The following is a 22,370-nucleotide window of genomic DNA, read 5'->3' as shown; positions in this document are numbered from 1 at the left end:
GCGCAGCGCGGCGGCCGACGGCTTGAGCAGGATTGCGAGGCCAATCGGCGGTTGCCTGGGCAGGCGCGAGTGGAGTAGCGTCGTTCACCCGGATCCCCTTCATGGCCACCTGCGCTCATGCACGTCTCATACCTGGTTTACCTCGCCCCGCTGTTGTCGCTGGCCCTGCTCTGGAGCGTGGCGGTGATCACCCCAGGACCGAACTTTTTCACCACAGCACAACTGGCGGCGAGCTGCTCGCGGCGCCATGGCCTGTTTGCCTCCCTGGGGGTGGCCAGCGGCACCGTGCTCTGGGGGCTGGCGGGAGGCTTGGGCATCAAGTCGCTGTTCAGCGCGGCGCCGGCGCTGTTCGTGTTGTTCAAGGTCGCCGGTGGCTGTTACCTGATCTACCTGGGACTCAAGCAGTTCAAGCGCAAACCGGCCCTGGATAATCCAACCGCCAATGGCGCGGTCCATGCTGAGCGCAGCCTGTTCTCGGCCTACCGGCTGGGCTTTCTCGGCAACATGACCAACCCCAAGTCGGCGCTGTTCGTGGCCACCATCTTTGCCACGTCGATGCCGGCCTCCCCGCCACCTCTGCTGCTGGGACTGGCGGTGCTGATCATGGCCGGCCTGTCGCTGTCCTGGTACTGCTGCGTGGCGCTGTTTTTCGCCAGCAGCCGGGTGGCCGGGTTCTACGCCCGGGCCCGTCGCTGGCTGGACCGTCTGGCTGGTGGTTGTTATGTGCTGTTTGGCGGGCATCTGCTGGCCAACCGTTGAGCGGCCGGCGCCTTGCGCTGGCCAGGATACGCCCCCCAACAAGGACGACCCGTCCCCGTATCAGGAGACTGAACATGGCTGTTGTTTTTCGCCCGGTAGCAGAGGCGGACATTGCGCGGATCTGCAGTTTCGTGGGCAATCCCCAGGAGTTGTATTTCTTCTTTCCCGCCGCCACCTGGCCGCTGACCCACGAACAGCTGCGCGACTCCATCGCCCAGCGCAGCGACTCGACGGTGATCGAGTTGGATGGGCAGGTGGTGGGCTTTGCCAACTTCTATCGCTGGGCCAGTGGCGGCACCTGCACCATCGGCAATGTCATCGTCGACCCAGAGGTGCGCGGCGCGGGCCTGGGAGCGCAACTGATCGGGCAGATGATCCATATCGCTCGCAGCAAGCACCAGGCCAGCGAGGTGACGCTGTCCTGCTTCAACAGCAATGTGGCGGGCTTGCTGTTCTATCCGAAGCTGGGCTTCGTGCCGTTCGCCATCGAAGAGCGCAAGAACAAGGAGCAGGAGCGGGTGGCGTTGATCCATTTGCGCTACAGCCCCAGCTGAAACCAAGAGAACCGTCAGCGAACATTTTTTTAACGGAAACCATTCATGAGCAAGTTGCGGGTCGGAATTATTTTTGGTGGCCGTTCGGCCGAACACGAAGTGTCGTTGCAGTCGGCGCGCAACATCGTCGATGCCCTGGATCGCTCACGCTTTGAGCCGGTGCTGATCGGCATCGACAAGCAGGGGCACTGGCACCTCAACGACACCTCGAACTTTCTGATCAACCAGGAAAACCCGGCGCTGATTGCCCTCAACCAGTCCAACCGCGAACTGGCGGTGGTGCCGGGCAAGGCCAGTCAGCAACTGGTGGAAACCAGCAGCCAGGAGCTGTTGGGGCATGTCGATGTGATCTTCCCTATCGTCCACGGCACCCTGGGTGAGGACGGTTGCCTGCAGGGCCTGCTGCGCATGGCCGACCTGCCTTTTGTCGGCTCCGATGTGCTGGGCTCGGCGGTGTGCATGGACAAGGACATCAGCAAGCGCTTGCTGCGCGATGCCGGGCTGGCGGTGACGCCGTTTATCACCCTGACCCGTGCCACTCGTGGTCGCTACGGCTTTGCTCAGGCCCGGGACCAGCTCGGCCTGCCGCTGTTCGTCAAGCCGGCGAACCAGGGCTCCTCGGTGGGGGTGAGCAAGGTCGACAACGAGGCCGATTACGACGCCGCAGTGGAGCTAGCCCTGGGGTTCGATCACAAGGTGCTGGTGGAGTCCGCGGTGCGCGGGCGGGAAATCGAATGCGCGGTGCTGGGCAATGACCAGCCGATCGCCAGTGGCTGCGGCGAGATCGTGGTCGGCAACGGTTTCTATTCCTACGACAGCAAGTATATCGACGCAGACGCGGCCCAGGTGCTGGTGCCGGCGGACATCAGCGTCGAGTACAGCGAACGCATCCGCGCCCTGGCCATCGAGGCGTTCCAGGTACTGGGCTGCTCCGGGCTGGCCCGGGTCGATGTGTTTCTCACCGACGACGGTGAAGTGCTGATCAACGAAATCAACTCGCTGCCCGGGTTCACCCGCATCAGCATGTACCCCAAGCTATGGCAGGCCGCCGGCATGCGTTACAGCGAGCTGGTGAGCCGCCTGATCGAGCTGGCGCTGGAGCGCCATGCCGAGCGGCAAGGTCTGAAAATCAACCGCTGAAGCGGATCATCGTGTTTAAGGACGTGACGAATGAGTTCGGCAACAGAAGCTTCGGTCTACCTTTTTTCCTACGGCACCCTGCAAGACAAGGCGGTGCAGCTGGCCAACTTCGGCCGTGAGTTGAGTGGCAGCACCGATGCCATGCTCGGCTATGAACAGAGCTGGGTGGAAATCACCGATCCCGAGGTATTGGCCGCCAGTGGCAAGACCCATCACCCGATCCTGCGCCCGGGGGCGGCGGACAGCACGCCGATTGCCGGCACGGTGTTTCAGATTACCCCCGAGGAACTGGCAGCGGCAGACCGCTATGAAGTCGCCGACTACAAGCGGGTCAGCGTGACCCTGGCCTCGGGGATCCAGGCCTGGGTCTACGTCAGCGCCTGAGTTCCTGACTCACTCCGGCGGCAGCATCACCCCGAGACAGGCCAACACCAGCACCACGGCCCCGAGCGCGCAGAGCACATAGTTGAGCGGGGTGAAACGGGCGTTGCTGCGGCCTTCGGGGTCGCCGGCGGCGGCATTCAGGCCGCGCTGGCCCAGCCAGGTGACCCACGCCAGCACCGGTAGCAGCGCCAGGCTGGCGATGTCGGTTACCGGGTAGCCGATGTTCTTGCGTGACAGCGCATCCACCACGTTGTTGACGATCAGCCCCACCACAAACAGGGTCGCCAGTTCACCGGGGCGCCAGTCGTGGCTGCGGCCGTCGCGCTTGAGCTGTGCATCGGCTTCGCGGTACAGCGCATGGGTAAAGAAAATCGCGAAGAACGCCCGGGCCACCGGCCACAACTCCTGGCCGCTGGCGTGCCTGAACTGATGCCAGTTCTTATAGGCCCAGTACAGCTGGTAGATACCGAAGGTGAGGATGTACAGGGTCAGGAACTTGACCTTGGACACCACATAGAAGGGTTGTGGCGCCGTGTGCGCCGAAGGGGCGACCAGATCCGCCTGGGGCGGGGCATAGAGATTGTCAGACACGGGCACTCCTTGGGTTGGGTCTGAGGCGGGAGGCAACGTTAGCTCAGGTAGCTGGCCAAGCACCAGTACGGTCTCGATGGCCGACGAGGGCCGGGTTCAGGCCAGGGGGGGATCTGCGGGCCGAACGTAGTGAATATCCCATTCACTTTCGCCTACCTGAACAAAACCCAGGCGTCGATAAAATCGATTTGAGTCACTGCCGCGCAACGCATCCAGGTGGATGGGCAATTGTTCTCTGGTGGAACGCTGTAAAAGCGGCTCCAGGGCCTGGGCACCGATGCCCCGCCCCTGGAATTGCGGCATGACGTACAGGTGCTGCAGTCGCAGATGATCCTCGTGTGATTCGCTCTGGATAAAGCCCACGGGCTGTCCGTCACTGAGGATGAAGTGGCAGCGCTCGGCCGCGAAGCTTGCGGCCGAGCGCTCCCGGGCGCGCTGTGGGTCGAAGCGACCCAGGCGCTCTAGGCTGTCGCGCATGGCCGCGATGCGCATCTGGACCAGGGTTTCCAGGTCGGTCAGAGAGGTCGGGAGTAGCGCAATGCCGAGGCTCATGTCCGGCCGATCCAGGAGTACTGGAAGGCTTTGGCTTCACCCCGATGCATGCGTCGGCGATAGCTGGCCAGGGTCGGGGTCGAGCAGTAGGTGCACAGCTCGCTGATTTCGATCTGCTCGTCCTCGATGCCGGCGGCCTGCAGCAGGTACACGGCATAGCGGCTCAGGTCGAACCACAGGGAGTCGGCCTGGGTCGGCTGTGGCGGGGGAATTTGCGGGGGCAGCCGCGGGGCCGGCTGCTGGCGACTCCAGGGCGCTTGCGCAGCGGGCCACAGCGGATCCTGAGTGGCGGACAGGGTGTCGATGAAGTCGGCGCTGACTTCATAGCAGCAGGGTTTGATCGACGGGCCGATGGCCACTCGCAATTGCCGTGGGGCGATGCCCTTGCTGGCGAAGTGTTGCAGCACATTGGCGATGATCCCGCCGTGCAGGCCTTTCCAGCCGCCATGCACGGCCGCCACCCAGGAGCCGTCGTGGCTGCTGATCAACATCGGCAGGCAGTCGGCGGTGACCACCGCGATGGGCCGGCTGGAATGGGTGAGGACCGCATCGCCGCGAATGATCCCGCTGGGCAGGGTGGTGCTGGCGTGCACCACCTCGCCACTGTGGACCTGCGAGCAGAAGAACAGGTTGGCCGGCAGGGCAGCGCCCAGGGTCGAAAACTCATGACGGATGCCGGGTATCTGGTTCAACACAGCTGCCTGGAAACTCATCGGGCCTTCGCTCGGTAACCTGGGAATGGCTGCAGAGCATAGCGGTATCCGAGGCACTTTTGCTGACAGACCGCGCTGCAAAGGCAGCGCCAGACCAGCGGTTGCCTGTGGGGGCGGCCCGCCTTGCGGATGTTTCAGGCCTTGAGCGGGATGTACAGCTCCACCACGCTGTCCGGGTGCATGGGCCCCAGGAAACGCTCGCCGGTGTATTCGAACTCCACCGCTTCGATCGGCATCAGCCCGGCGGCGGGCAGCCATTCGCTGTAGGCGGCGCGAAAGGTTTCCGGCAGGGTGGCCACGGTGCCGTGATGCTCGACCCGGGCGTAGTGGCGGGCGGGGATGTCCAGCTCGACCATGCCCGGCACCAGGGGCGCATCGGCGGCCACCGGCAAGCCGGCCACGTAGCGCCACTGGCCGTCTTCCAGGGGCTGGCAGATGCCGTAGGTGCCCACCGGCTCGGCCAGGCGCTGGATTTCCTGCTCCCGGGGTTCGAAGCGTTGCCAGAGCTCGGCGATGGAACCCGGGTCATCCTGCTGCCAGGCCATGCCGATGATCCGTTGCCGGGCCAGGAACACCTTTTGCGGTGTCTGCGGGGCAGGGATCTGGCGCTGTGGCTGGGCCAGGTAGCGTTGCAGGTGACCCAGCACTTTCTGGCTGCGGGCAATCTCGCTTTCCAGCTGCCGGGCATGCTCCTGCAACGACTGCTGCATGTGCAGCACGCTGTCCAGGCCGCCCTGGTCCGCCAGCGTGCGGATGTCTTCCAGGGACATGCCCAACTGCCGCAGCCAGACGATGCGGCCCAGGGTCACGATCTGTTCCGGGCTGTAGTAGCGGTAGCCGTTGTCCCGGCCGGTGAGGGCCGGGGTGAACAGGCCGATGCTGTCGTAATGGCGCAGGGTCTTGGTGGTGAGGCCGTGGCAGCGGGCCATTTGTCCGATGGTGAGCATGGAGCGTCCTTGGTGGTGTTGGGTTGCCAGGCAGGTTGGGCCTTTACCCAAGGGCAAGCTCAAGCCCGGCAGTGATGCTCAGGACGACTTGTTCGGCTTGATCAGGCTTTCGGCCGGGATGCCGAACAGTTGGTGCAGTTTCCAGATCATCGGCAGGGTCAGCGCGCGCTTGCCGTTGAGCACCTCGTAGACGCGGTTGGTGCGGCCGATGGCGGGTGCCAGGTCGGCGGCGGACAAGCCGGACTGTTCCATGCGGAACTTGATCGCCTCGATCGGGTTGGGCAGGTCCAGGGGAAACTGCCTGGCTTCGTACGCCTCGATCAGGGTGATCATCACGTCGAAGTAGTCGCCTTCAGGTGTCCCGGGCTGCGGCTCGTTGTCGAACAGGGGCGAGACGCTTTGCAGCGCGGCGCGGTAGTCCTGGTCGGTGTGGATAGGGCGGATGTTCATCTGGATTACTCCATGTCTACGCTGTCGGCATCAATGGCGTTGTACTGCCGGTGGGTGCCTATGAACTTGATGTACAGCGCGCCGAAACGATAGGCCACGGCAACGACCAGTCGATACTCGTTGCCCTTGATGTTGAAGACCACCCTGCGGCTTTTGAGAATGCTTGCGTTGCGATATTGGTCCTTGATTTGCGCAGGGTTGGACCACTCGGCATTCCTTGCTTCATCGACCCAAGCCAGTAAAGGCTGCTCTGCATCCGGGTACTTCTCCCAGAAGGCCTTCAACTGACTGACTGCAATAATTCTCATGGCGCGATCCTAGTCCCGTGCTGGGACTTAAACAAGTCGCTGAGTGCGTCAGGCGACGTACGGGCAGATCGCTGGATCTGCCCGCGCAGGCGACGTCGGCTCAGGGACGATCAGGTCATGCAGAGAGCGTGGCGTGCACGTCGTCCATCAGTGCCTTGCCCATCTCAGCCAGGTGGTGTGCCGCCCAAGCATAGCGGTCGCAGCCCGGCTCCATGGCCGCCTCCAGGGTGAATTGCTTTGCCAGATGCAACAGCGCCGAGGCGTGCTCCAGGGCATCGCTGATCGGCACATCGGCATTGACGCGAAACAGCGGACGCAGGTGTTCGCCGCACTGGGAAAAGCGGACTTCACCGAGGGTGGTCAGGGGCGATTGAGTGGTCATCGGGTACCTCCGGTTTTGTGTGACGGGAGGTGTGGGGGAAACAGATTGCAGAAGCAGTTCATGGTCACGACTCCTTGATTCGAAGGACCGTCACCGTCTGCCGCCAAGCAGATCAGGGTGGCGGATTGCGCAGGATTGGCGGACCGGGAATCAAGGAACCGGCGAACCCGAAGGTTCTCCCACGCAACCCGCCATAACGCAGGTATGCGGGCGCAAAAAAAGCGCCTGCATGATTGGTGGGGGCGCTGTTGCGCCTCGATTCTATCAGGCCGCCAAGCCTGATCGCTGATTTTGCAGCGACGGTCGAACCATAGGTTGGAGTAGGGGGAGTCGCAACGGCATTACTGCGACATTTTGTGAACCGCCCCTGTAGCCGCTGCCGCAGGCTGCGAACGACCGGAACGGTCGCAGCGATCTCCCTGGCGCCGAAGGCCCTTCGGTCCTTGTCGCAGCCTGCGGCAGCGGCTACAGAGGTTGTGCCAGCACCTCACGAAATACATCGGGCCTGAGCATCGCGATATGCAGCAATGAACGGGCCGCTCCGGAAGGCGAGCGCCGACCTTGCTCCCACTCCTGAAGGGTTCTCACCGAGACGCCAAGCAGTATTTCCAGTCAGCCCATTCGTTTTCTTGTGTGTGATCCATGCCCCCTATGTCACTTTTTGCGTGACCTGAAACCCGGGCAACTCTGCTCAGGGCGGCTCCATGATCTGGAGCCGCTCACTCAACCCTCCAACACCTTCGCCATCTCACTGGTCGCGGCCCAACCCAGCTCCTGATACAGCGGCTTGCCGGCCTCGGTCGCATGCAGCACGGCAAAGCCCAGCCCGCGCTGGCGGAACTCGGCCTGTGCCAGTTTCATCAGCGCCGACGCCAGGCCGCGGCGCCGGTAGGCCGGTTCGACGTAGACGTTGAGCACGTAGCCGCGCTGATCCTGGGTTGGATGGGAAGGGTGGGGCGGCCAGTCGATGCTCATCAGGCCGATGCTGGCCACGCTCTGCTCGGCGTCCATCAGGGCGAAGCCGTAGTAGCGGCCGTCCTCCAGGCGCTCACGCAACCAGGGGCGAAAGTGCTCGGTCATCACCTGCAAGTTGCAGAGGTCATTGCCCGCATCGAGAAACATCGCCTGGCGATGGCGGCAGATCAGTTCAAGGTCCTGGGGTATCAGGCGTCGTGGGCTCAGGCCCGGAATATCAAGGTCGGCTGCAATCTTGTTCATCGTCGGTTCCTCGCTGGACAGGGACGATGCTAGGGCAGATCCCCGGGCCGGGTCAGACACAGACCACCGCAAAATCTTGCATACAGCGCCCGTGTTCCCCGCCCACAAAAAAGGGCCAGCCTCACGGCCGGCCCTCGGGGTCAGCGCAGGGCCTTCAATCCCCCAGCGCTTCCCCTTCGCGCCGTGGATCGGCGCCGCCGGCCCAGGAGGCTTTGCCCTGGGCATCACGCACGCGAACGATGGCTTGGGTGCCGCTGGTCATGTCGATTTCGTTCACTTCATGGCCCTGGGCTTTCAGCGCCTGTTTCAGCGCCGGGCTGAACTGGCCCTTCTCCAGTTCGGTCGGGCCGTTGCGGCTGCCGAAGTTGGGCAGGCCGACGGCGGCTTGCGGGTCGAGGTTCCAGTCGAGCATGCCCACCAGCGACTTGGCCACGTACTCGATGATCTGCGAGCCGCCCGGGGAGCCGACGCTGGCCAGCAGTTCGCCGCTGGCGCGGTCGAAGACCAGGGTCGGCGCCATGGACGAGCGCGGGCGCTTGCCCGGTTCGACGCGGTTGGCCACCTTCTGGCCGTTTTCCTCGGGGATGAAGGAGAAGTCGGTCAGCTGGTTGTTGAGCATGAAGCCCTGGACCATCAGGTGCGAACCAAAGGCCGCTTCCACCGTGGTGGTCATGGACACCGCGCCCCCTAAGTCATCCACCGCCACCACTTGTGAGGTGGAAATGCGCATGGGCGAACGGTCCGGGGCGTAGGCCACCTGGATGCCCCGGGGCTGGCCCGGCTCGGCCTTGCCCAGGCTGCGCTCGCTGATCAGCGCGGCGCGCCGGGCCAGGTAGTCCGGGGCGATCAGGCCGGCCACCGGCACAGGCACAAAGTCGCTGTCGGCCACGTACAGGCCGCGGTCGGCGTAGGCCAGGCGCTCGGCTTCGGCGATCAGGTGCACCGCTTGCGGCGCAGGCTCAAGGCCGGCCGGCAGGTTGGTTTGCTGCGGCTTGAGGTTGGCCAGGGCATAGCGCGGGTCGCGTTGTTCCAGGGCTTGCAGGGTGCCGAGGATCTGCGCCACCGCCACGCCGCCGGAAGAGGGCGGCGGCATGCCGCACACCTGCCAGCGCTTGTAGTCGCTGCACAGCGGCGCGCGTTCCTTGGCGCGGTAGCCTTGCAGGTCGTTGAGCGACAGGCTGCCGGGGTTGGCGTGGCCCTGGACCTTGGCGACGATTTCCGCGGCCACCGGGCCTGTGTACAGGGCGTCCGGGCCTTCCTGGGCGATGCGCTTGAGCACCGCGGCCAGCTGTGGATTTTTCAGCAAGGTGCCCACGGCTTTCGGCGTGCCGTCGGCATTGAGGAAGTACGCGGCCATGTCCGGCGAGCGCGCCAGGAACGGGTCGGCGCTGATCATGGTGTGCAGCCGTGGCGAGATAGCGAAGCCTTGCTCGGCTAGGTGGATCGCCGGCTCGAACAGCTGCGCCCAGGGCAGGCGCCCGTGTTTCCGGTGGGCCATTTCCAGGGCCCGCAGCACGCCCGGGGTGCCGACCGAGCGTCCACCGATCTGCGCCTGAGGGAAGGGCATCGGCTTGCCGTCCGCCTGCAGGAAGAGCTTCTCGGTGGCGCCCGCCGGCGCGGTTTCCCGACCGTCATAAGTGCGCACGGCCTTGCCGTCCCAGAGCACGATCATCGCGCCGCCGCCAATCCCCGAGGACTGCGGCTCCACCAGGGTCAGCACCGCTTGCATGGCAATCGCCGCGTCGATGGCCGAGCCGCCTTGGCGCAGCATCTCGCGTCCGGCTTCGGCGGCCAGCGGGTTGGCGGCGGCCGCCATGTGTTTGTCGGCGTGCCGGGTCTGCATGTCGGTGCGGTAGCCCGAAGCGATTTCCGGAGCGGCAGGCAGGGCAGTGGAAGAGGGCGGGTTGTTACAGGCGCTGAGGCTGAGGGCGGCGGCCAGCAGGCCGATGCTGAGGAGTCGGGGGTGACGGGGAGGGAAGATCGAGAACACGCGTTGAGCTCCGTTCACTGGGAAATGAGGTGTCGTCCGTGGAGGGGAATGTACAGCAGTGGCGCCGACAGCAGGGCCGGCAGGTGGCCATGACCGTGCGCTGGGCCAGTGGCAAGGCGCTGCTCAGCGGCCCTGTACATAGGGTCGCAGGCAGGCGTGTACCCGGCCACCGATTGATCTGAGTCAGGGCGGCTGGGGGAGGTTGGGCACATGGTGCAGCAAACCATAAGCCTGATGAGAGGACGCCATGCACCGTTGTAAGTGGTTACTTGTGTTCGGATTGCTGTTGGGGGGCGAGGTGCGGGGCGAGGCACCGAGCGAGCCGATCCGGCCGGTACAACCGGCGAAGATCACCGATGTGGCCAAGGTGGAGTTGGGCAAGCAGTTGTTCTTCGACCCGCGCCTGTCCAAATCCGGTTTCATCTCCTGCAACTCCTGCCACAACCTGAGCATGGGCGGCAGCGACAACCTGCCCACCTCCATCGGTCACAACTGGCACCAGGGGCCGATCAACTCGCCCACGGTGCTCAACTCCGGCCTGAGCTTTGCGCAGTACTGGGATGGCCGCGCGGCCACGCTCCAGGAGCAGGCCAGCGGTCCGATCACCAACCCGGGGGAGATGGGCTTTACCCATGAACTGGCGGTGGAGGTGCTGCGCTCCATTCCCCATTACCGGGCATCGTTCAAGCGCGTGTATGGCAACGATGAGATCAGCTTCGACGACGCCACCAACGCCATTGCCGCCTTCGAAGCCACCCTGGTGACGCCCAATGCGCCGTTCGACCGCTGGCTCAAGGGCGACAAGGCGGCCATCAGCCCCACCGCGCTCAAGGGCTACCAACTGTTCAAGTCCATCGGCTGCGTGGCCTGCCACAACGGCGAAGCGGTGGGCGGTGGCTCGTTCCAGAAAATGGGCATGATCGAGCCCTACGTCACCCAGAACCCGGCCCAGGGCGTGGCCGGGCTGACCGGCAAGGACGCCGACCGCATGCTGTTCAAGGTGCCGACCCTGCGCAACGTGGCGCTGACCTACCCTTACTTCCATGACGGCGCCTACTGGACGCTGGAAGAGGCGGTGGACGTGATGGCCAGGCTGCAATTGGGGCGCAAGCTGGGCACTGAGGAAGTCGGCCAGATCGTGGCCTTCCTGGAAACCCTGACCGGCGATCAACCGGACTTCAAGCTGCCGATCCTGCCGCCGTCCTCGGCGCAGACACCGCGTCCGCAGCCGTTCAACTGACCTGGGTGGAAAAACCGCAGCGTGCTGCGGTTTTTCATCGCTACGTCCTGCTCCTTGGCGGTATCAGTCCTGCTTGTCCCCGGTTGTGCAATTGAACCGTTGATCGATGGGGCTTTGCGAGCAGGTTTGAAATGACCGGGGGTGACAGCCGTTGGCGTTTTTATCCATCTAAAAAGGCCACTCCCTGTTCCTGCTTGAATGCAAAGGTGCCGCGTAATCTCCGGCACTTTTCTGAGCGCATAAAAAAACGGCTTACCTTGCGGTAAGCCGTTTTTAGTACTTGGTGGCTACACAGGGACTTGAACCCCGGACCCCAGCATTATGAATGCTATGCTCTAACCAACTGAGCTATGTAGCCAAGTGGCGCGCATTATTCGCTCGGAACGACGATGCGTCAAGCGTTTTTATAAAAAAATTATCTACGCTATCAACCGTTTATCCCTTCCCCCCCGAAATCAGTGGCGATGGGCAGCGCTGGAACCAGCGGCTGGCCTGTTCGTAGGCGTGTGCCAGTTGCAGGACGGCGAAGTCGGCCTGGTGTTTGCCGATGATCTGCAAACCCATGGGCAGGCCTTCGGCATTGAAGCCGGCCTGTACGCTGGCCACCGGGCAGCCGGACAAGGTGCCGGGAATCACCACCTCCATCCAGCGGTGATAGGTGTCCATGGCCACGCCTTCGATGCTGCGCGGCCAGGGGGTGTGCTTGTCGAAGGGGAAGACCTGGGCGCTGGGCAGCAGCAGGTAGTCGAAGCGTTCGAACAGTTTTGACAGGGCGCGGTACCAGTCGCTGCGGATCACCGAGGCGTCGAAGACCTGGCTGGCGGACAGCTTGAGGCCGTTCTCCACTTCCCAGATGGCTTCTGCCTTGAGCTGCGCGCGCTTGTGTGGGTCGGCATAGGTGTTGCCCAGGGACCCGGCGACCATCCAGTGGCGCAAGGTGCGCCAGCTGTTCCACAGGCGCTCGGGGGCGAAGTCCGGGCTGGCCGGTTCGACGCTGCAGCCCAGGCTGCGGAAATCGTCCAAGGCCTGTTCGCAGAGTGGCAGCAGGCCCTTTTCCATCGGCAGGTAACCGTTGAAGTCCCCCAGCCAACCCAGGCGCGTGCCCTTGAAGTCGCGCTCCAGTGGCGCGGCGAAGCCCTGGCCGGATTCGGCGATGGACAGCGGCGCCCGTGCATCGCCGCCGGCCTGTACTGACAGCAGCAGGGCCGCGTCGCGCACGCTGCGGGCCATGGGGCCTTCGTAGCCGAGCTGGTCGATGAACAGGTCGCTGCTGTCGTCGAAGGGCACCCGGCCCTGGGACGGGCGGAAACCGAAGATGTTGTTGAAGGCCGCCGGGTTGCGCAGCGAGCCCATCATGTCGCTGCCGTCGGCCACCGGCACCAGGTGCAGGGCCAGCGCCGCGGCGGCGCCGCCACTGCTGCCGCCGGCTGTCTTGCTCGGGTCATAGGCACAGCCGGTGGCGCCGAACAGCGGGTTGTAGGTCTGCGAGCCGAGGCCGAATTCCGGGGTGTTGCTCTTGCCGATAATGATCGCCCCGGCGGCCTTGATCCGTTCCACCATGATGCCGTCGCGCTCGGGGATGAAATCCCGGTACAGCGGCGAACCCAGGGTGGTGCGGATGCCCTGGGTCAGGGACAGGTCCTTGATCGCGTGGGGCAGGCCGTGCATCCAGCCACGGTACTGGCCGCGGGCCAGTTCGGCGTCGCGCTGCTCGGCCTGGGCCAGCAGGCTGTCGGCCGGTTGCAGGCTGACCAGGGCATTGACCAGGGGGTTGTAGTGCTCGATGTGGGCAAGGTAGGTCTGCATCACTTCCCGACAGGAAACCTGACGCAGGCGGATACGCTCGGCGAGTTCATGGGCCTGGAGCAGGACCAGTTCGCTGGGGGGATTGGCGGTCATGGCAGGGGGCCTTTCAAACGGCTTTAGAAACGCCCCGGCATCCAGGCCGGGGCGGCAGAAGTCAACGCAGCTCAGCGCATCAGGTTGGTCCACAGGCGGTCGGCGAGGCGGATCGCGCCTTCGCCGCAGGTCTGGCTGAAGACCACCTTGGTGCCCTCGGGAATGTGCAGTTCGGGGGCATCCTTCAGCCCGGCATCGAGGAAGGGTTCGACGCCCTTGATCGGGCTCTGGTGCTTGAGGAAGTTCTGGGTCATGGCGGCGTTCTCAGGCTGGCTGAGGAAGGCGATGAAGGCCTTGGCGTTCGCCGGGTGCTTGCTGCCCTTGGGGATGACCATGTTGTCCACCCAGGCCAGCACGCCTTCTTTCGGGTAGAGGTATTTCAGGCTGGGCTTCATCTCCCGGGCGCGCATCGACGAACCGCCCCAGAACATCGACATGTCGATTTCCCCGGCCGCCAGGTTCTCGCGGATCGCCCCGGCCTTGGAGCTGTAGGTCTTGACGTAGGGCTTCTGCGCCTTGAGTAGGCCAAGGATCTGCTGCATCTGCTTGGGGTCTTCGCTGCACAGCGGAATGTTCAGGTACAGGCTGGCCATGTCGATCACTTCGCTCACCGAGTCGAACATGTTGATCCGCCCCTGCAGCTCCGCTGGCGGTTCGTAGAGCACCTTGTAGCTGTCGCTCGGGCCTTTGTAGCGTTCGCTGTTGAGCACCACGCTGGTGGTGCCCCAGATGAAGGGCACCGAGTAGGCGCCTTCAGGGTCCCAGGTGGGCTTTTTCAGGTTGTCGACCACGCCGGCGTAGTAGGGCTGCTGGGCCGGATCGAAGCGCTCCAGCAACTGCTCCTGGATCAGGATCGGAATGAACTGGTGGGACGGGATTGCCACGTCATAACCGGTGCCGCCCTGTTTCAGCTTGGCCAGCAGGGTTTCGTTGGAATCGTAGGAGTCCACCGTGACCTCGATGCCGGTCTGCTTCTGGAACTTGGCGAGAATCTCCGGCGAAAAGTAGCCGCTCCAGCTCACGACGTTGAGTTTCTCGGCGGCCTGTACCGCCAGTGGCAGGCTCAGCAGCAGCGAGGTTCCCAGACTTGCGATCAACTTGCTCATGGCATTTCCCCAAGGTCAGTGGACGGTTCAAGGGTGTTTCTTGCTCAACAGGTAAGAGAGGCTGACGAACAGCACCGAGACGCCGAGGATCAGCGTCGACACGGCGTTGACGTCGGGTGTCACGCCCATGCGCAACAGGCCGAAGATGAAGATCGGCAGGGTGGTGGTGCCCGCCTGGGACACCATCATCGAGATCACGAAGTTATCCAGGGAGACGATGAAGGCCAGCATCAGCCCGGAGACGATCCCCGGCATCAGCAGCGGCAGGGTCACCTTGCGAAAGGTGCGCCAGGGGCCGGCGTACAGGTCCGCGGCGGCATGCTCCAGGGACAGGTCCATGTCGTTGAGGCGGGCGCGGATCGGCAAGTAGGCGAAGGGGATGCAGAACACCGTGTGGGCGATGATCAGGTTGCCGTAGCCCAGGGACAGCCCCAGCGTCGAGAACAGCGCCAGGGTGGCCACGCCGACGACGATTTCCGGCAGCACCAGGGGCAGCATGATGGCGCCCATGGACAGTTGCAGGCCCTTGAACTTCGCTCCGCGTGAGGTGCCCAGGGCGGCCAGGGTGGCAATCGCCGTGGCTGCCATGCTGGCGCACACGGCGATCAGCAGGCTGTTGCCCGCCGCCTGGCGCAGGGCCTGGTTGGCGAAGGCCGCGCGGTACCAGTCGAGGCTGAAGCCGCTCCACACCGTGGCCGACTGGTTGGCGTTGAAGGAGAACACCACCAGCACCAGGATCGGCGCATACAGGTATAGGTAGAACAGGAAACTGAAGCCGCCGAAGCCGGGAAAGTCCTGAACACCGAGGCCGTTGCGTTTGAACAGGCGGATCATCATGCACCCTCCTGAAGGGTTCGCTGGCGTTGGGCGCGCAGGGCGTAGACGGTCAGTACCAGCATCACCGCGGCCATCAGCACCAGGGACAGGGCGGCGCCGAAGGGCCAGTTACGGGCGTCGCTGAACTGCCGGAAAATCAGGTTGCCGAGCATCATCCGGGTGCCGCCGCCCAGCAGTTCCGGAGCGATCATCGCGCCCAGGCAGGGCACGAAAGTCAGGATCGCCCCGGCGAAAATCCCCGGCTTGGCGATTGGCAGCACCACTTTGCGCAAGGTGCGCCAGCGCCCGGCGTAGAGGTCCTGAGCGGCTGCCAGCAGGCGGATGTCCATCTTTTCCAGGGTGGCGTAGATCGGCAGCACCACGAAGGGCGCGTAGGTGTAGACCAGCCCCAGCAGCACCGCGCCGTCGGTGTACAGCAACTGCAACGGCTCGTGGATGACCCCCAGGCCCATCAGGCTGTTGTTGATCACCCCGGTGTTGCGCAGCAGCAGAATCCAGGCGTAGGTGCGGATCAGCAGGTTGGCCCAGAACGGCACGGTGATCAGGAAGATCAGCAAGCCCCGGCGCTGCACCGGTTGCATGGCCAGCCACACCGCCACCGGAAAGCCGATCAGCAGAGTGACCAGGGTGGTCAGCCCGGCAATGCCGATCGAGCGCAGGGCGATCAGCAGGTAGGAGTCGGCGAAGGCCAGGCTGTCATCCAGTTGCCGTTCGAACAGCAGGGAGGTGTAGGCGTCGCTGCTGAAGACCTGGTTCACCCCGCCGTAGGGGTTGGCTTCCATCAGCGAGTAGCCGATGACGATCAGGATCGGCACGATCAGGAACAGGCCGATGGCAATCAGCGCCGGGCTGACTCCGAGAACGCTGCGCAAGGCCTTGCGCCGTTCCAGGTGCTGGGAAATCGATGAGGCGTGCATGGCGAATCCTCGTGGTCAATCCAGCAGGACGCTGGCGCTGCCGCGTTCGAACACCAGCCCGGCGTGGCTGCCCACGCTCAGACGCGGATGGTGTTCGAGGCTGTTGGGCGCACGCACGGTGAGGCGCATGCCGTCGCTAAGGCTGACCTGGTATTGCAGGTCGGTGCCCAGGTAGATCTGCGCCTCGATACGGCACGCCAGGGCGCCTTCCACGGCGTCGCTACGCAGGTGCAGGCGCTCCGGGCGCACGGACAGGGTGACCTGCTGGCCGACCTTGACCGTGTTGCAGGGTTGCGCCGGCAGCGCCTCTCCGGCGGGACCGCTAAACCAGGCCAGGCCGGCTTCGACGCGGCTGACGGTGGCCTGGATGAAGTTGGTTTCACCGATAAAGTCGGCGACGAAGCGATTACGCGGTTGCTCGTAGATCTCTTCCGGGCGACCCACTTGCTGCACTTCGCCTTCGGAGAGCACGGCGATGCGGTCGGACAGGGTCAGGGCTTCTTCCTGATCATGGGTGACGAAGATGAAGGTGATGCCGGTCTTGGCCTGGATCGCCTTGAGTTCTTCGCGCATGGCCTGGCGTAGCTTGAGGTCCAGGGCCGACAGCGGTTCGTCCAGCAACAGCACCTTGGGGTGGGGCGCCAGGGCCCGGGCCAGGGCGATGCGTTGCTGCTGGCCGCCGGAGAGTTGGTTGGGCTTGCGCCCGGCGAAGCGTTCCATCTGCACCAGGGCCAGCATCTCGCGCACCCGCTCGGCGATCTGCGCCTTGCTCAGCACCTGGCCCATGGGCCGCGATTCCAGGCCGAAGGCCAGGTTCTCGGCCAGGGTCATGTGGGGGAACAGCGCATAGTGCTGGAACACGGTGTTCACCGGGCGCTCGAAGGGCGGTCGCTCGGCGATGTTCTCGCCGTAGAGGAGGATCTCGCCCTGGGTCGGAAATTCGAACCCGGCGATCATCCGCAACAGGGTGGTCTTGCCGCAGCCAGAGGGGCCGAGGAGGGTGAAGAATTCGTTGTCGCGGATGTCCAGGTCGATGTGCTTCAGGGCCACCGGGCCGCTGTGTGGATCGCCGTAGACCTTACGCACCGAGCGGATGGACACCGCCAGTGTTTGCAGCGCATGCAGGGCATTCATGCCTTACCTCCGATTCCCCCATGGGCTGTCGCGCAGGCCATGGATATTGTTTTTCTTAGGGCAGGATCGAGATGTGTTCGGATGCGTGCAAAGCCCGTTTTTACGGGCTTTGCGCGGGTTCTTATTGTTCTGCTGGGGCTGATTATCAGTGAGGGGTTGCGGGGGCGAAACATCAATTTTAACATACCAGCTGTTAAATAATTTAATAGCAGAGAGCGTGCAAAACCATGGCCGAACAGCGTTTGCCACCGTTGAATGCGGTGCGGGCTTTTGATGCCGCGGCCCGCCTGGGCAGCTATGTCGAAGCCTCCAAGTCGCTGCATGTCACCCAGCCGGCCATCGGCCGTCATGTGAAGCTGCTGGAGGACTGGCTCGGGGTGCAGTTGTTCGAACGCACCTCGCGCGGGGTGGTCCTGACCCCGGCGGGGGAGAAGTACCACCGCAAGATCGCCGCCGCCCTGCAACTGATCATCGAGGCCGGGCGCGAAGCCCAGCCCAAGGCCGCCGAGCGCTGGCTGCGGATCATGGTGGTGCCGGGTTTTGCCAAGCGCTGGCTGACCCCGCGCCTGGAGGCGCTGCGCCATGTGCGGCCGGGTTTGAAGTTCGCCATCGAGCCGAACTCCACCTTCACCGAAGTCGACGCCAAGAGCGCCGACCTGGGGATCGCCTATGGCCTGGATGGGCAGTACCCCGAGTCACGGATCAGCCTGATCTGCCCTCGGGTGTTCCCGATTTGCACCCCGGCTTACCTGGCCGGCATCGAGCCGATCAAGGGCCCGGCGGATCTGGCCCGTCACGAGTTGATCCATTTCGATGACGGTGAGTGGTGGAACCTGTGGTTTGCCGCCAATGGCCTGGATATCCAGCTCAGCTCCGACCTGATCTATGTGAACAACGACCACGCCCTGTCGGTGGCCGAAAGCGGCGGCGGCATTGCCCTGGCCAATGAAGTGCTGGTGCGCGAGGAGCTCAAGGCCGGCACCCTGGTGCGGGTGCTGGAGGATCAGGTGAAGCTGGAAAGCTACCGGGTGCTGACCCCGGCCACTGAATGGTCGCAGGACGTGGAGTGGTTCATCCAATGGCTCAAGGCCGAGCTTGAAGCGGACTTCCCCGAGGCGCGGATAGTGGGGTCGTTAGCAAGCTAATGGGATGGCGTGTGCGCAGCAAAAAATGGCACATTGGCGCACCTGCCCCTGTGCACCCACCCGTTGTACGGAAAATCCTATGGCTAGCAGCAACCCTCAGACCGTCGCAACGACGGCATCTCCCGCTTCGCAAAGCAGTCCACTGGTCTTGCGCATCATTGGTGCGGTGGCCCTGGCCCACTTGATCAACGACCTGATCCAGGCGGTGCTGCCGGCGATCTACCCGATGCTCAAGGACAACTACGGCCTGACCTTCACCCAGGTCGGCCTGATCACCCTGACCTTTCAGCTCACCGCTTCCCTGCTGCAACCCTGGGTTGGTTTTTACACCGATCGACGGCCTCTGCCGTTCCTGTTGCCAGCGGGCATGATCTGCACCCTGATCGGCATCTTGATGATGTCCCAGGTCGGCAGCTTTGCCCTGATCCTGCTGGCGGCTGCATTGATCGGCATTGGCTCTTCGACCTTCCACCCGGAAGCGTCGCGGGTCGCCCGGCTGGCTTCCGGCGGGCGCTATGGCCTGGCGCAGTCGAGCTTCCAGGTGGGCGGCAACGCCGGCACCGCGTTCGGCCCCTTGCTGGCCGCGGCGATCATCATTCCCTACGGCCAGGGCAATGTGGCCTGGTTCGGTCTGTTCGCGCTGTTTGCCCTGGTGGTGCTCTACGCCATCAGCCGCTGGTACGCCAACCATCTGCGCCTGCACAAGCTCAAGCAGGGCCAGGCGGCGACCCATGGTCTGTCGAGGAACCGGGTGATCAGCGCCCTGGTGGTCCTCGGGCTGCTGGTGTTCTCCAAGTATTTCTACATGGCCAGCTTCACCAGCTATTTCACCTTCTACCTGATCGAGAAATTCGACCTGTCGGTGGCCAGCTCGCAACTGCACCTGTTCCTGTTTCTCGGCGCGGTGGCGGCGGGGACCTTCTTCGGCGGGCCGATCGGCGACAAGATCGGGCGCAAGGCGGTGATCTGGTTCTCGATCCTCGGGGTGGCGCCGTTCACCCTGCTGCTGCCCCATGTCGACCTGTTCTGGACCAGCGTCCTCAGTGTGGTGATCGGCTTTATCCTGGCCTCGGCGTTCTCCGCCATCGTGGTCTACGCCCAGGAACTGGTGCCGGGCAACGTCGGCATGATCGCCGGGGTGTTCTTCGGTTTGATGTTCGGTTTCGGCGGGATCGGCGCGGCGCTGCTGGGGCACCTGGCGGACATCCATGGCATCGAGTACGTGTACTTCCTGTGCTCGTTCCTGCCGCTGTTCGGAGTGCTGGCGATCTTCCTGCCGCGCACCCGCAAAGCCTGACGCGCGGTGGTTCGACGCGTAAAAAAACGCCCGGGGCCATGCTCCGGGCGTTTTCGTTTCAGCGTAGTGCTAGTTGAGGCGTCGCTGCCTGCGGCCTCAGTGCAGGCTTTTCAGGTAGGCAATCAGGTGTTGCCGGCTCTGCGGGTCGGCCTGGCCGGGAAACATCATCTTGTTGCCCGGTACCAGGGTCGCCGGGTTGCTCAACCAGCGCTCCAGCGTGGCATCGTTCCATTGCAGGCCTGCGCCTTGCAGGGCACTGGAATAGCTGAAGCCCTGGGCCTGGCCGCTGGCCCGGCCGAACACGCCTTGCAGGCTGGGGCCCATCAGGTGCTTGCCGTTCTCGACGCTGTGGCAGAAGCCGCATTGAGCGCTGAACAGAGTCTTGCCGAGGACCGCATCGCCGTTGGCCAGGGCCAGGGGGGCGGCCAGCAACAGGGCGTGAGCTGCGAGCAGTGGGGTGTACTTCATGGATTTTCCTGTGCTTCAAAGGGCCCCGTGGCGCCAGGCCGACGGGGCGTGTGTGCGATTTAGAAGGGGTTGGCCAGATCGATCCCGGACTTGCCCGGGGCGAGGATGTTGTTCGGGTCCAGGGCGCGCTTGATGGCGTGCTCGACCTTGCGCTTGACCGGGCCGTAGCTCTGCGCCACCCGCTCCTGGAAGGCGGTGTTGACCCGGTACACGGCATAACCGTGCTGCTCGAACACATCCAGCAGTTCGGCGAAGCAGGCGTTGGCGCGCAGGGTTTCTTCCGGGTTGCTGCGGTCGTACAGCACGTCGATGACGTGGTGCATGTCGCGCCAGCCGACGATGAATTCGCCGACATAGTCCAGGCCGTGCTTGTTGAGGACCTGCTTGGCCAGGGCCTGCTGTTTGTTGCACTCGCTGCCGCGGGCCTGGCTTACCGGGGCGAACCACATCGAGCCACCGCCGCCGCGCCAGTTGTACAGGCCGAACTCCTGCAGGTTGGGCACCCCGGACATCAGTTGCGAGCGGTACAGGAACGGTTGTGTGTTGCCCGCTTCTTCCTGGGTGACGATGCGGCCCTTGCCCAGGGCCTTGAGGGCCTGGTTGACGATCTTCCAGTTGACGTCCACTTGCTCCTGGGTGCCGTACAGCGCGGCGTAGACGTTCCAGGCACCGAGGTTCTTGTCCTTCTGGATCTGCTTGAGGATGGCCTCGGAGGTGGCCCCCGGCTCGCTGGTGTAGTCGGAGCGGCGGGTGTTGCAGGTGGCCGCTTCCCACAGCACGCCGGCGATCACCACCGAGTTGGGAATCACCTGGGCGATGCGCAGCGGGCGGATGAATTCGACGATCTCGGCAATGTCCGACTCGTTCTCGAACTTGATCTCGAACGGTTTGAACACCGGCGGCTTGGGCATCAGCCAGAAGCCCATCTTGGTGCAGATGCCGTAGTTGGCCTGGGTGAACATGCCATCCAGGGTCGGGCCGTAGCCCCACTTGAACACTTGCCAGGCGTTGTCGCCTTTGACCCCGCCCATGCCGCTGCGATAGACGTCGCCGTTGGCCAGCACCACTTCCATGCCGCACTGCATGAGGAAGTGTTCGCCGTAGGGGGTGTAGCCGACGCCGCGGTCCATGGTGTTGCCCAGGGGGCCGGCGATGGCCGAGGGCGCCGAGAAGGACAGCATCAGCGGCAGGTTGTGTTCCTGGATGTAGTCGTAGAGCTGCTGGTAGGTGACCCCGGGCTCCACCAGCGCGGTGCACAATTGCGGGTCGACGTGGAGGATCTTGTTCATTTTCTTCAGGTCGAGAATCACCTGGCCACGTTGGCCGGGGGCGGCCGAACCGTAGCCGAAGTTGCGCCCGGTGGAGATGGTCCAGACCGGGATCTTGTGTTCGTTGCAGATCTTCACCACCCCCTGCACCTGCTCGACGCTGGTGGCGGTGACCGCGGCCGAAGGCATGTGCTCGGCGGTGTCCACCGCCATCATGATCTTGCTGTAGGGCACCAGTTGGTCGTCCTTGACCAGGACGTTCTCGTCCCCCAGCAATGCTCGGAACTGGGCGATGGCTTTATTGAAGTGGGCCGCATTCACGCCCCGGGGCAGCAGTGGCTTCTGGGTTTGCTCAGTCATGGGATCAGCTCCTTCAAGCCTCGATCGAAAACGAAACGAAATGGCCGCTCAGCGGCGTGGCCCGTGGGCTGGCCAAAGGCGCCTGGCCGAGGCGGCCGCGGGTCAGTTCGGCCAGGCTGTAGCCGAGGATGGCGGCCCATTGTTCGGCGCTGCGCGGATCGCGGGCGCGAGCGCCGGCCTGGAACGCCGGCTGTGCCAGCAGGCGTTGTTCGCTGAGGCTGAAACCGGCGCCACAGGCGTTCAGTTGCAGACCCAGTTGCAAGGCGCAGCCATGGGCGGCGGCGGTGCCCAGCAGTTGGTGGCGCGAGCTCCGGGCATCGCTGTGGTGCTGGCCGAGCCATTGCACCCGGGCCCCGGCGCTACGGGCCTGGTCCAGCACCAGGGCGGCGCTGGCGTCGTCCAGCAGGCCGATCAGGCGTTGTGGCCGGCCGCTGCCCAGGCGTTGCTGCAGCGCCTGGAGCGACGCCAGGTTGCCCTCCCAGCGCTGCACGCTGACCTGGCGCGCTACCGAGCTGGCGTTGATCCCCTGGACGAAAGCCGAGTCGGCGACGGCGGGGCTGACCAGGGCCAGGGTCGGTAGCCGTGGGCCGGTGGACGGGCCCAGCACGCTGTTGGCCAGGCCCAGGCCGGGGCCGGTCACCGCGACGCTGGCCAGGCCGCCCAGGGCTATGCCCTTGAGCAGTGAGCGACGTTCAATGTTCATGGGCGTCT

Annotated in this window: 24 protein-coding genes, 1 tRNA gene and 1 pseudogene; 7 read left to right on the top strand and 19 right to left on the bottom strand. The window is 64.3% G+C overall.

Annotation, left to right across the window (positions count from 1 at the left end):
- The first annotated feature begins 117 nt into the window (after window positions 1-117).
- From DWF74_RS10655 to DWF74_RS10640, 4 genes are all read left to right on the top strand, one after another.
- The gene (locus DWF74_RS10655; protein ID WP_115580926.1) at window positions 118-759 is read left to right on the top strand and encodes a LysE family translocator; all 642 of its coding nucleotides are present in this window, start codon (window positions 118-120) and stop codon (window positions 757-759) included.
- A gap of 74 nt (window positions 760-833) precedes the next feature.
- Window positions 834-1,313 (top strand): GNAT family N-acetyltransferase, encoded by a 480-nt coding sequence (locus DWF74_RS10650; protein WP_060841067.1) that lies wholly within the window; start codon window positions 834-836, stop codon window positions 1,311-1,313.
- Between the two features lie 45 nt (window positions 1,314-1,358).
- Entirely contained in the window at window positions 1,359-2,453 is a 1,095-nt protein-coding gene (ddlA, locus tag DWF74_RS10645) for a D-alanine--D-alanine ligase (RefSeq protein ID WP_115580925.1), read from the top strand.
- Between the two features lie 30 nt (window positions 2,454-2,483).
- Window positions 2,484-2,837: a gamma-glutamylcyclotransferase family protein gene (locus DWF74_RS10640; protein WP_115580924.1), complete on the top strand. Its 354-nt coding sequence runs from the start codon at window positions 2,484-2,486 to the stop codon at window positions 2,835-2,837.
- 9 nt (window positions 2,838-2,846) lie between these two features.
- Here DWF74_RS10640 and DWF74_RS10635 read toward each other — a convergent pair whose 3' ends face one another.
- The 10 genes and pseudogenes from DWF74_RS10635 to ggt form a co-directional block, all read right to left on the bottom strand.
- Window positions 2,847-3,428, bottom strand: coding sequence for a DUF4234 domain-containing protein (locus DWF74_RS10635; RefSeq protein WP_060841064.1), 582 nt, complete (start codon window positions 3,426-3,428; stop codon window positions 2,847-2,849).
- Window positions 3,429-3,524: 96 nt separating this feature from the next.
- Entirely contained in the window at window positions 3,525-3,980 is a 456-nt protein-coding gene (locus tag DWF74_RS10630) for a GNAT family N-acetyltransferase (protein WP_115580923.1), read from the bottom strand.
- Entirely contained in the window at window positions 3,977-4,693 is a 717-nt protein-coding gene (locus tag DWF74_RS10625; RefSeq protein WP_115580922.1) for a polyphenol oxidase family protein, read from the bottom strand. Before DWF74_RS10625 ends, DWF74_RS10630 begins: the two co-directional genes overlap by 4 nt.
- 134 nt (window positions 4,694-4,827) lie before the next feature.
- Window positions 4,828-5,640 carry a MerR family transcriptional regulator gene (locus DWF74_RS10620; RefSeq protein WP_102860227.1) on the bottom strand — a complete coding sequence of 271 codons (813 nt, stop codon included), beginning with the start codon at window positions 5,638-5,640 and terminating at the stop codon, window positions 4,828-4,830.
- 78 nt (window positions 5,641-5,718) lie between these two features.
- The gene (locus tag DWF74_RS10615; RefSeq protein WP_060841060.1) at window positions 5,719-6,090 is read right to left on the bottom strand and encodes a helix-turn-helix domain-containing protein; all 372 of its coding nucleotides are present in this window, start codon (window positions 6,088-6,090) and stop codon (window positions 5,719-5,721) included.
- 5 nt (window positions 6,091-6,095) lie between these two features.
- Entirely contained in the window at window positions 6,096-6,398 is a 303-nt protein-coding gene (locus DWF74_RS10610) for a type II toxin-antitoxin system HigB family toxin (protein WP_115580921.1), read from the bottom strand.
- Window positions 6,399-6,513: 115 nt separating this feature from the next.
- Window positions 6,514-6,780: a DUF3077 domain-containing protein gene (locus tag DWF74_RS10605; RefSeq protein ID WP_115580920.1), complete on the bottom strand. Its 267-nt coding sequence runs from the start codon at window positions 6,778-6,780 to the stop codon at window positions 6,514-6,516.
- Between the two features lie 465 nt (window positions 6,781-7,245).
- Window positions 7,246-7,383 (bottom strand): annotated as a pseudogene (locus DWF74_RS30645) (helix-turn-helix domain-containing protein); the annotation flags it as partial.
- Between the two features lie 120 nt (window positions 7,384-7,503).
- Window positions 7,504-7,998, bottom strand: coding sequence for a GNAT family N-acetyltransferase (locus DWF74_RS10595; protein ID WP_115580919.1), 495 nt, complete (start codon window positions 7,996-7,998; stop codon window positions 7,504-7,506).
- Window positions 7,999-8,152: 154 nt separating this feature from the next.
- Window positions 8,153-9,988, bottom strand: coding sequence for a gamma-glutamyltransferase (ggt, locus tag DWF74_RS10590; RefSeq protein WP_115580918.1), 1,836 nt, complete (start codon window positions 9,986-9,988; stop codon window positions 8,153-8,155).
- A gap of 247 nt (window positions 9,989-10,235) precedes the next feature.
- Here ggt and DWF74_RS10585 point away from each other — a divergent pair, with 247 nt between their 5' ends.
- Window positions 10,236-11,228, top strand: a complete 993-nt coding sequence (locus DWF74_RS10585) for a cytochrome-c peroxidase (protein ID WP_115580917.1) — start codon at window positions 10,236-10,238, stop codon at window positions 11,226-11,228.
- A gap of 281 nt (window positions 11,229-11,509) precedes the next feature.
- Here the strand turns inward: DWF74_RS10585 and DWF74_RS10580 are convergent.
- From DWF74_RS10580 to DWF74_RS10555, 6 genes are all read right to left on the bottom strand, one after another.
- Window positions 11,510-11,586, bottom strand: a tRNA-Met gene (locus DWF74_RS10580).
- Window positions 11,587-11,663: 77 nt separating this feature from the next.
- Window positions 11,664-13,127, bottom strand: coding sequence for an amidase (locus tag DWF74_RS10575; protein WP_115580916.1), 1,464 nt, complete (start codon window positions 13,125-13,127; stop codon window positions 11,664-11,666).
- 71 nt (window positions 13,128-13,198) lie between these two features.
- Window positions 13,199-14,233 carry an extracellular solute-binding protein gene (locus tag DWF74_RS10570; protein ID WP_115580915.1) on the bottom strand — a complete coding sequence of 345 codons (1,035 nt, stop codon included), beginning with the start codon at window positions 14,231-14,233 and terminating at the stop codon, window positions 13,199-13,201.
- A gap of 27 nt (window positions 14,234-14,260) precedes the next feature.
- The gene (locus tag DWF74_RS10565) at window positions 14,261-15,070 is read right to left on the bottom strand and encodes an ABC transporter permease (protein ID WP_110596322.1); all 810 of its coding nucleotides are present in this window, start codon (window positions 15,068-15,070) and stop codon (window positions 14,261-14,263) included.
- Entirely contained in the window at window positions 15,067-15,987 is a 921-nt protein-coding gene (locus DWF74_RS10560; RefSeq protein ID WP_115580914.1) for an ABC transporter permease, read from the bottom strand. The genes DWF74_RS10565 and DWF74_RS10560 overlap by 4 nt, the downstream gene beginning before the upstream one ends.
- Before the next feature lie 15 nt (window positions 15,988-16,002).
- A complete protein-coding gene (locus DWF74_RS10555; protein WP_115580913.1) occupies window positions 16,003-17,121 on the bottom strand; it encodes an ABC transporter ATP-binding protein in 1,119 nt (372 codons plus the stop codon).
- A 227-nt stretch (window positions 17,122-17,348) separates the two neighbouring features.
- On the opposite strand from DWF74_RS10555, the gene DWF74_RS10550 reads away from it, so the two are divergent.
- Both DWF74_RS10550 and DWF74_RS10545 read left to right on the top strand, forming a co-directional pair.
- On the top strand, window positions 17,349-18,266 hold the full coding sequence (locus DWF74_RS10550; RefSeq protein WP_115580912.1) for a LysR substrate-binding domain-containing protein: 918 nt from the start codon (window positions 17,349-17,351) through the stop codon (window positions 18,264-18,266).
- A gap of 79 nt (window positions 18,267-18,345) precedes the next feature.
- Window positions 18,346-19,563, top strand: coding sequence for an MFS transporter (locus tag DWF74_RS10545; RefSeq protein ID WP_102860240.1), 1,218 nt, complete (start codon window positions 18,346-18,348; stop codon window positions 19,561-19,563).
- Between the two features lie 96 nt (window positions 19,564-19,659).
- Here the strand turns inward: DWF74_RS10545 and DWF74_RS10540 are convergent, their stop codons facing one another.
- The 3 genes from DWF74_RS10540 to DWF74_RS10530 are packed head-to-tail and all read right to left on the bottom strand — an operon-like array spanning window position 19,660 to window position 22,362.
- Window positions 19,660-20,031 (bottom strand): c-type cytochrome, encoded by a 372-nt coding sequence (locus DWF74_RS10540; RefSeq protein WP_115580911.1) that lies wholly within the window; start codon window positions 20,029-20,031, stop codon window positions 19,660-19,662.
- 59 nt (window positions 20,032-20,090) lie between these two features.
- A complete protein-coding gene (locus tag DWF74_RS10535; RefSeq protein WP_115580910.1) occupies window positions 20,091-21,659 on the bottom strand; it encodes an FAD-binding oxidoreductase in 1,569 nt (522 codons plus the stop codon).
- A 13-nt stretch (window positions 21,660-21,672) separates the two neighbouring features.
- On the bottom strand, window positions 21,673-22,362 hold the full coding sequence (locus tag DWF74_RS10530; protein WP_115580909.1) for a hypothetical protein: 690 nt from the start codon (window positions 22,360-22,362) through the stop codon (window positions 21,673-21,675).
- Between the last annotated feature and the right edge of the window lie 8 nt (window positions 22,363-22,370).

It is taken from the genome of Pseudomonas protegens (assembly GCF_003363755.1).
Taxonomy (GTDB): domain Bacteria; phylum Pseudomonadota; class Gammaproteobacteria; order Pseudomonadales; family Pseudomonadaceae; genus Aquipseudomonas; species Aquipseudomonas danubii.
The sequence above is the reverse complement of the archived record's forward strand: the minus strand, read 5'-3'. Positions and strand labels throughout refer to the sequence as shown.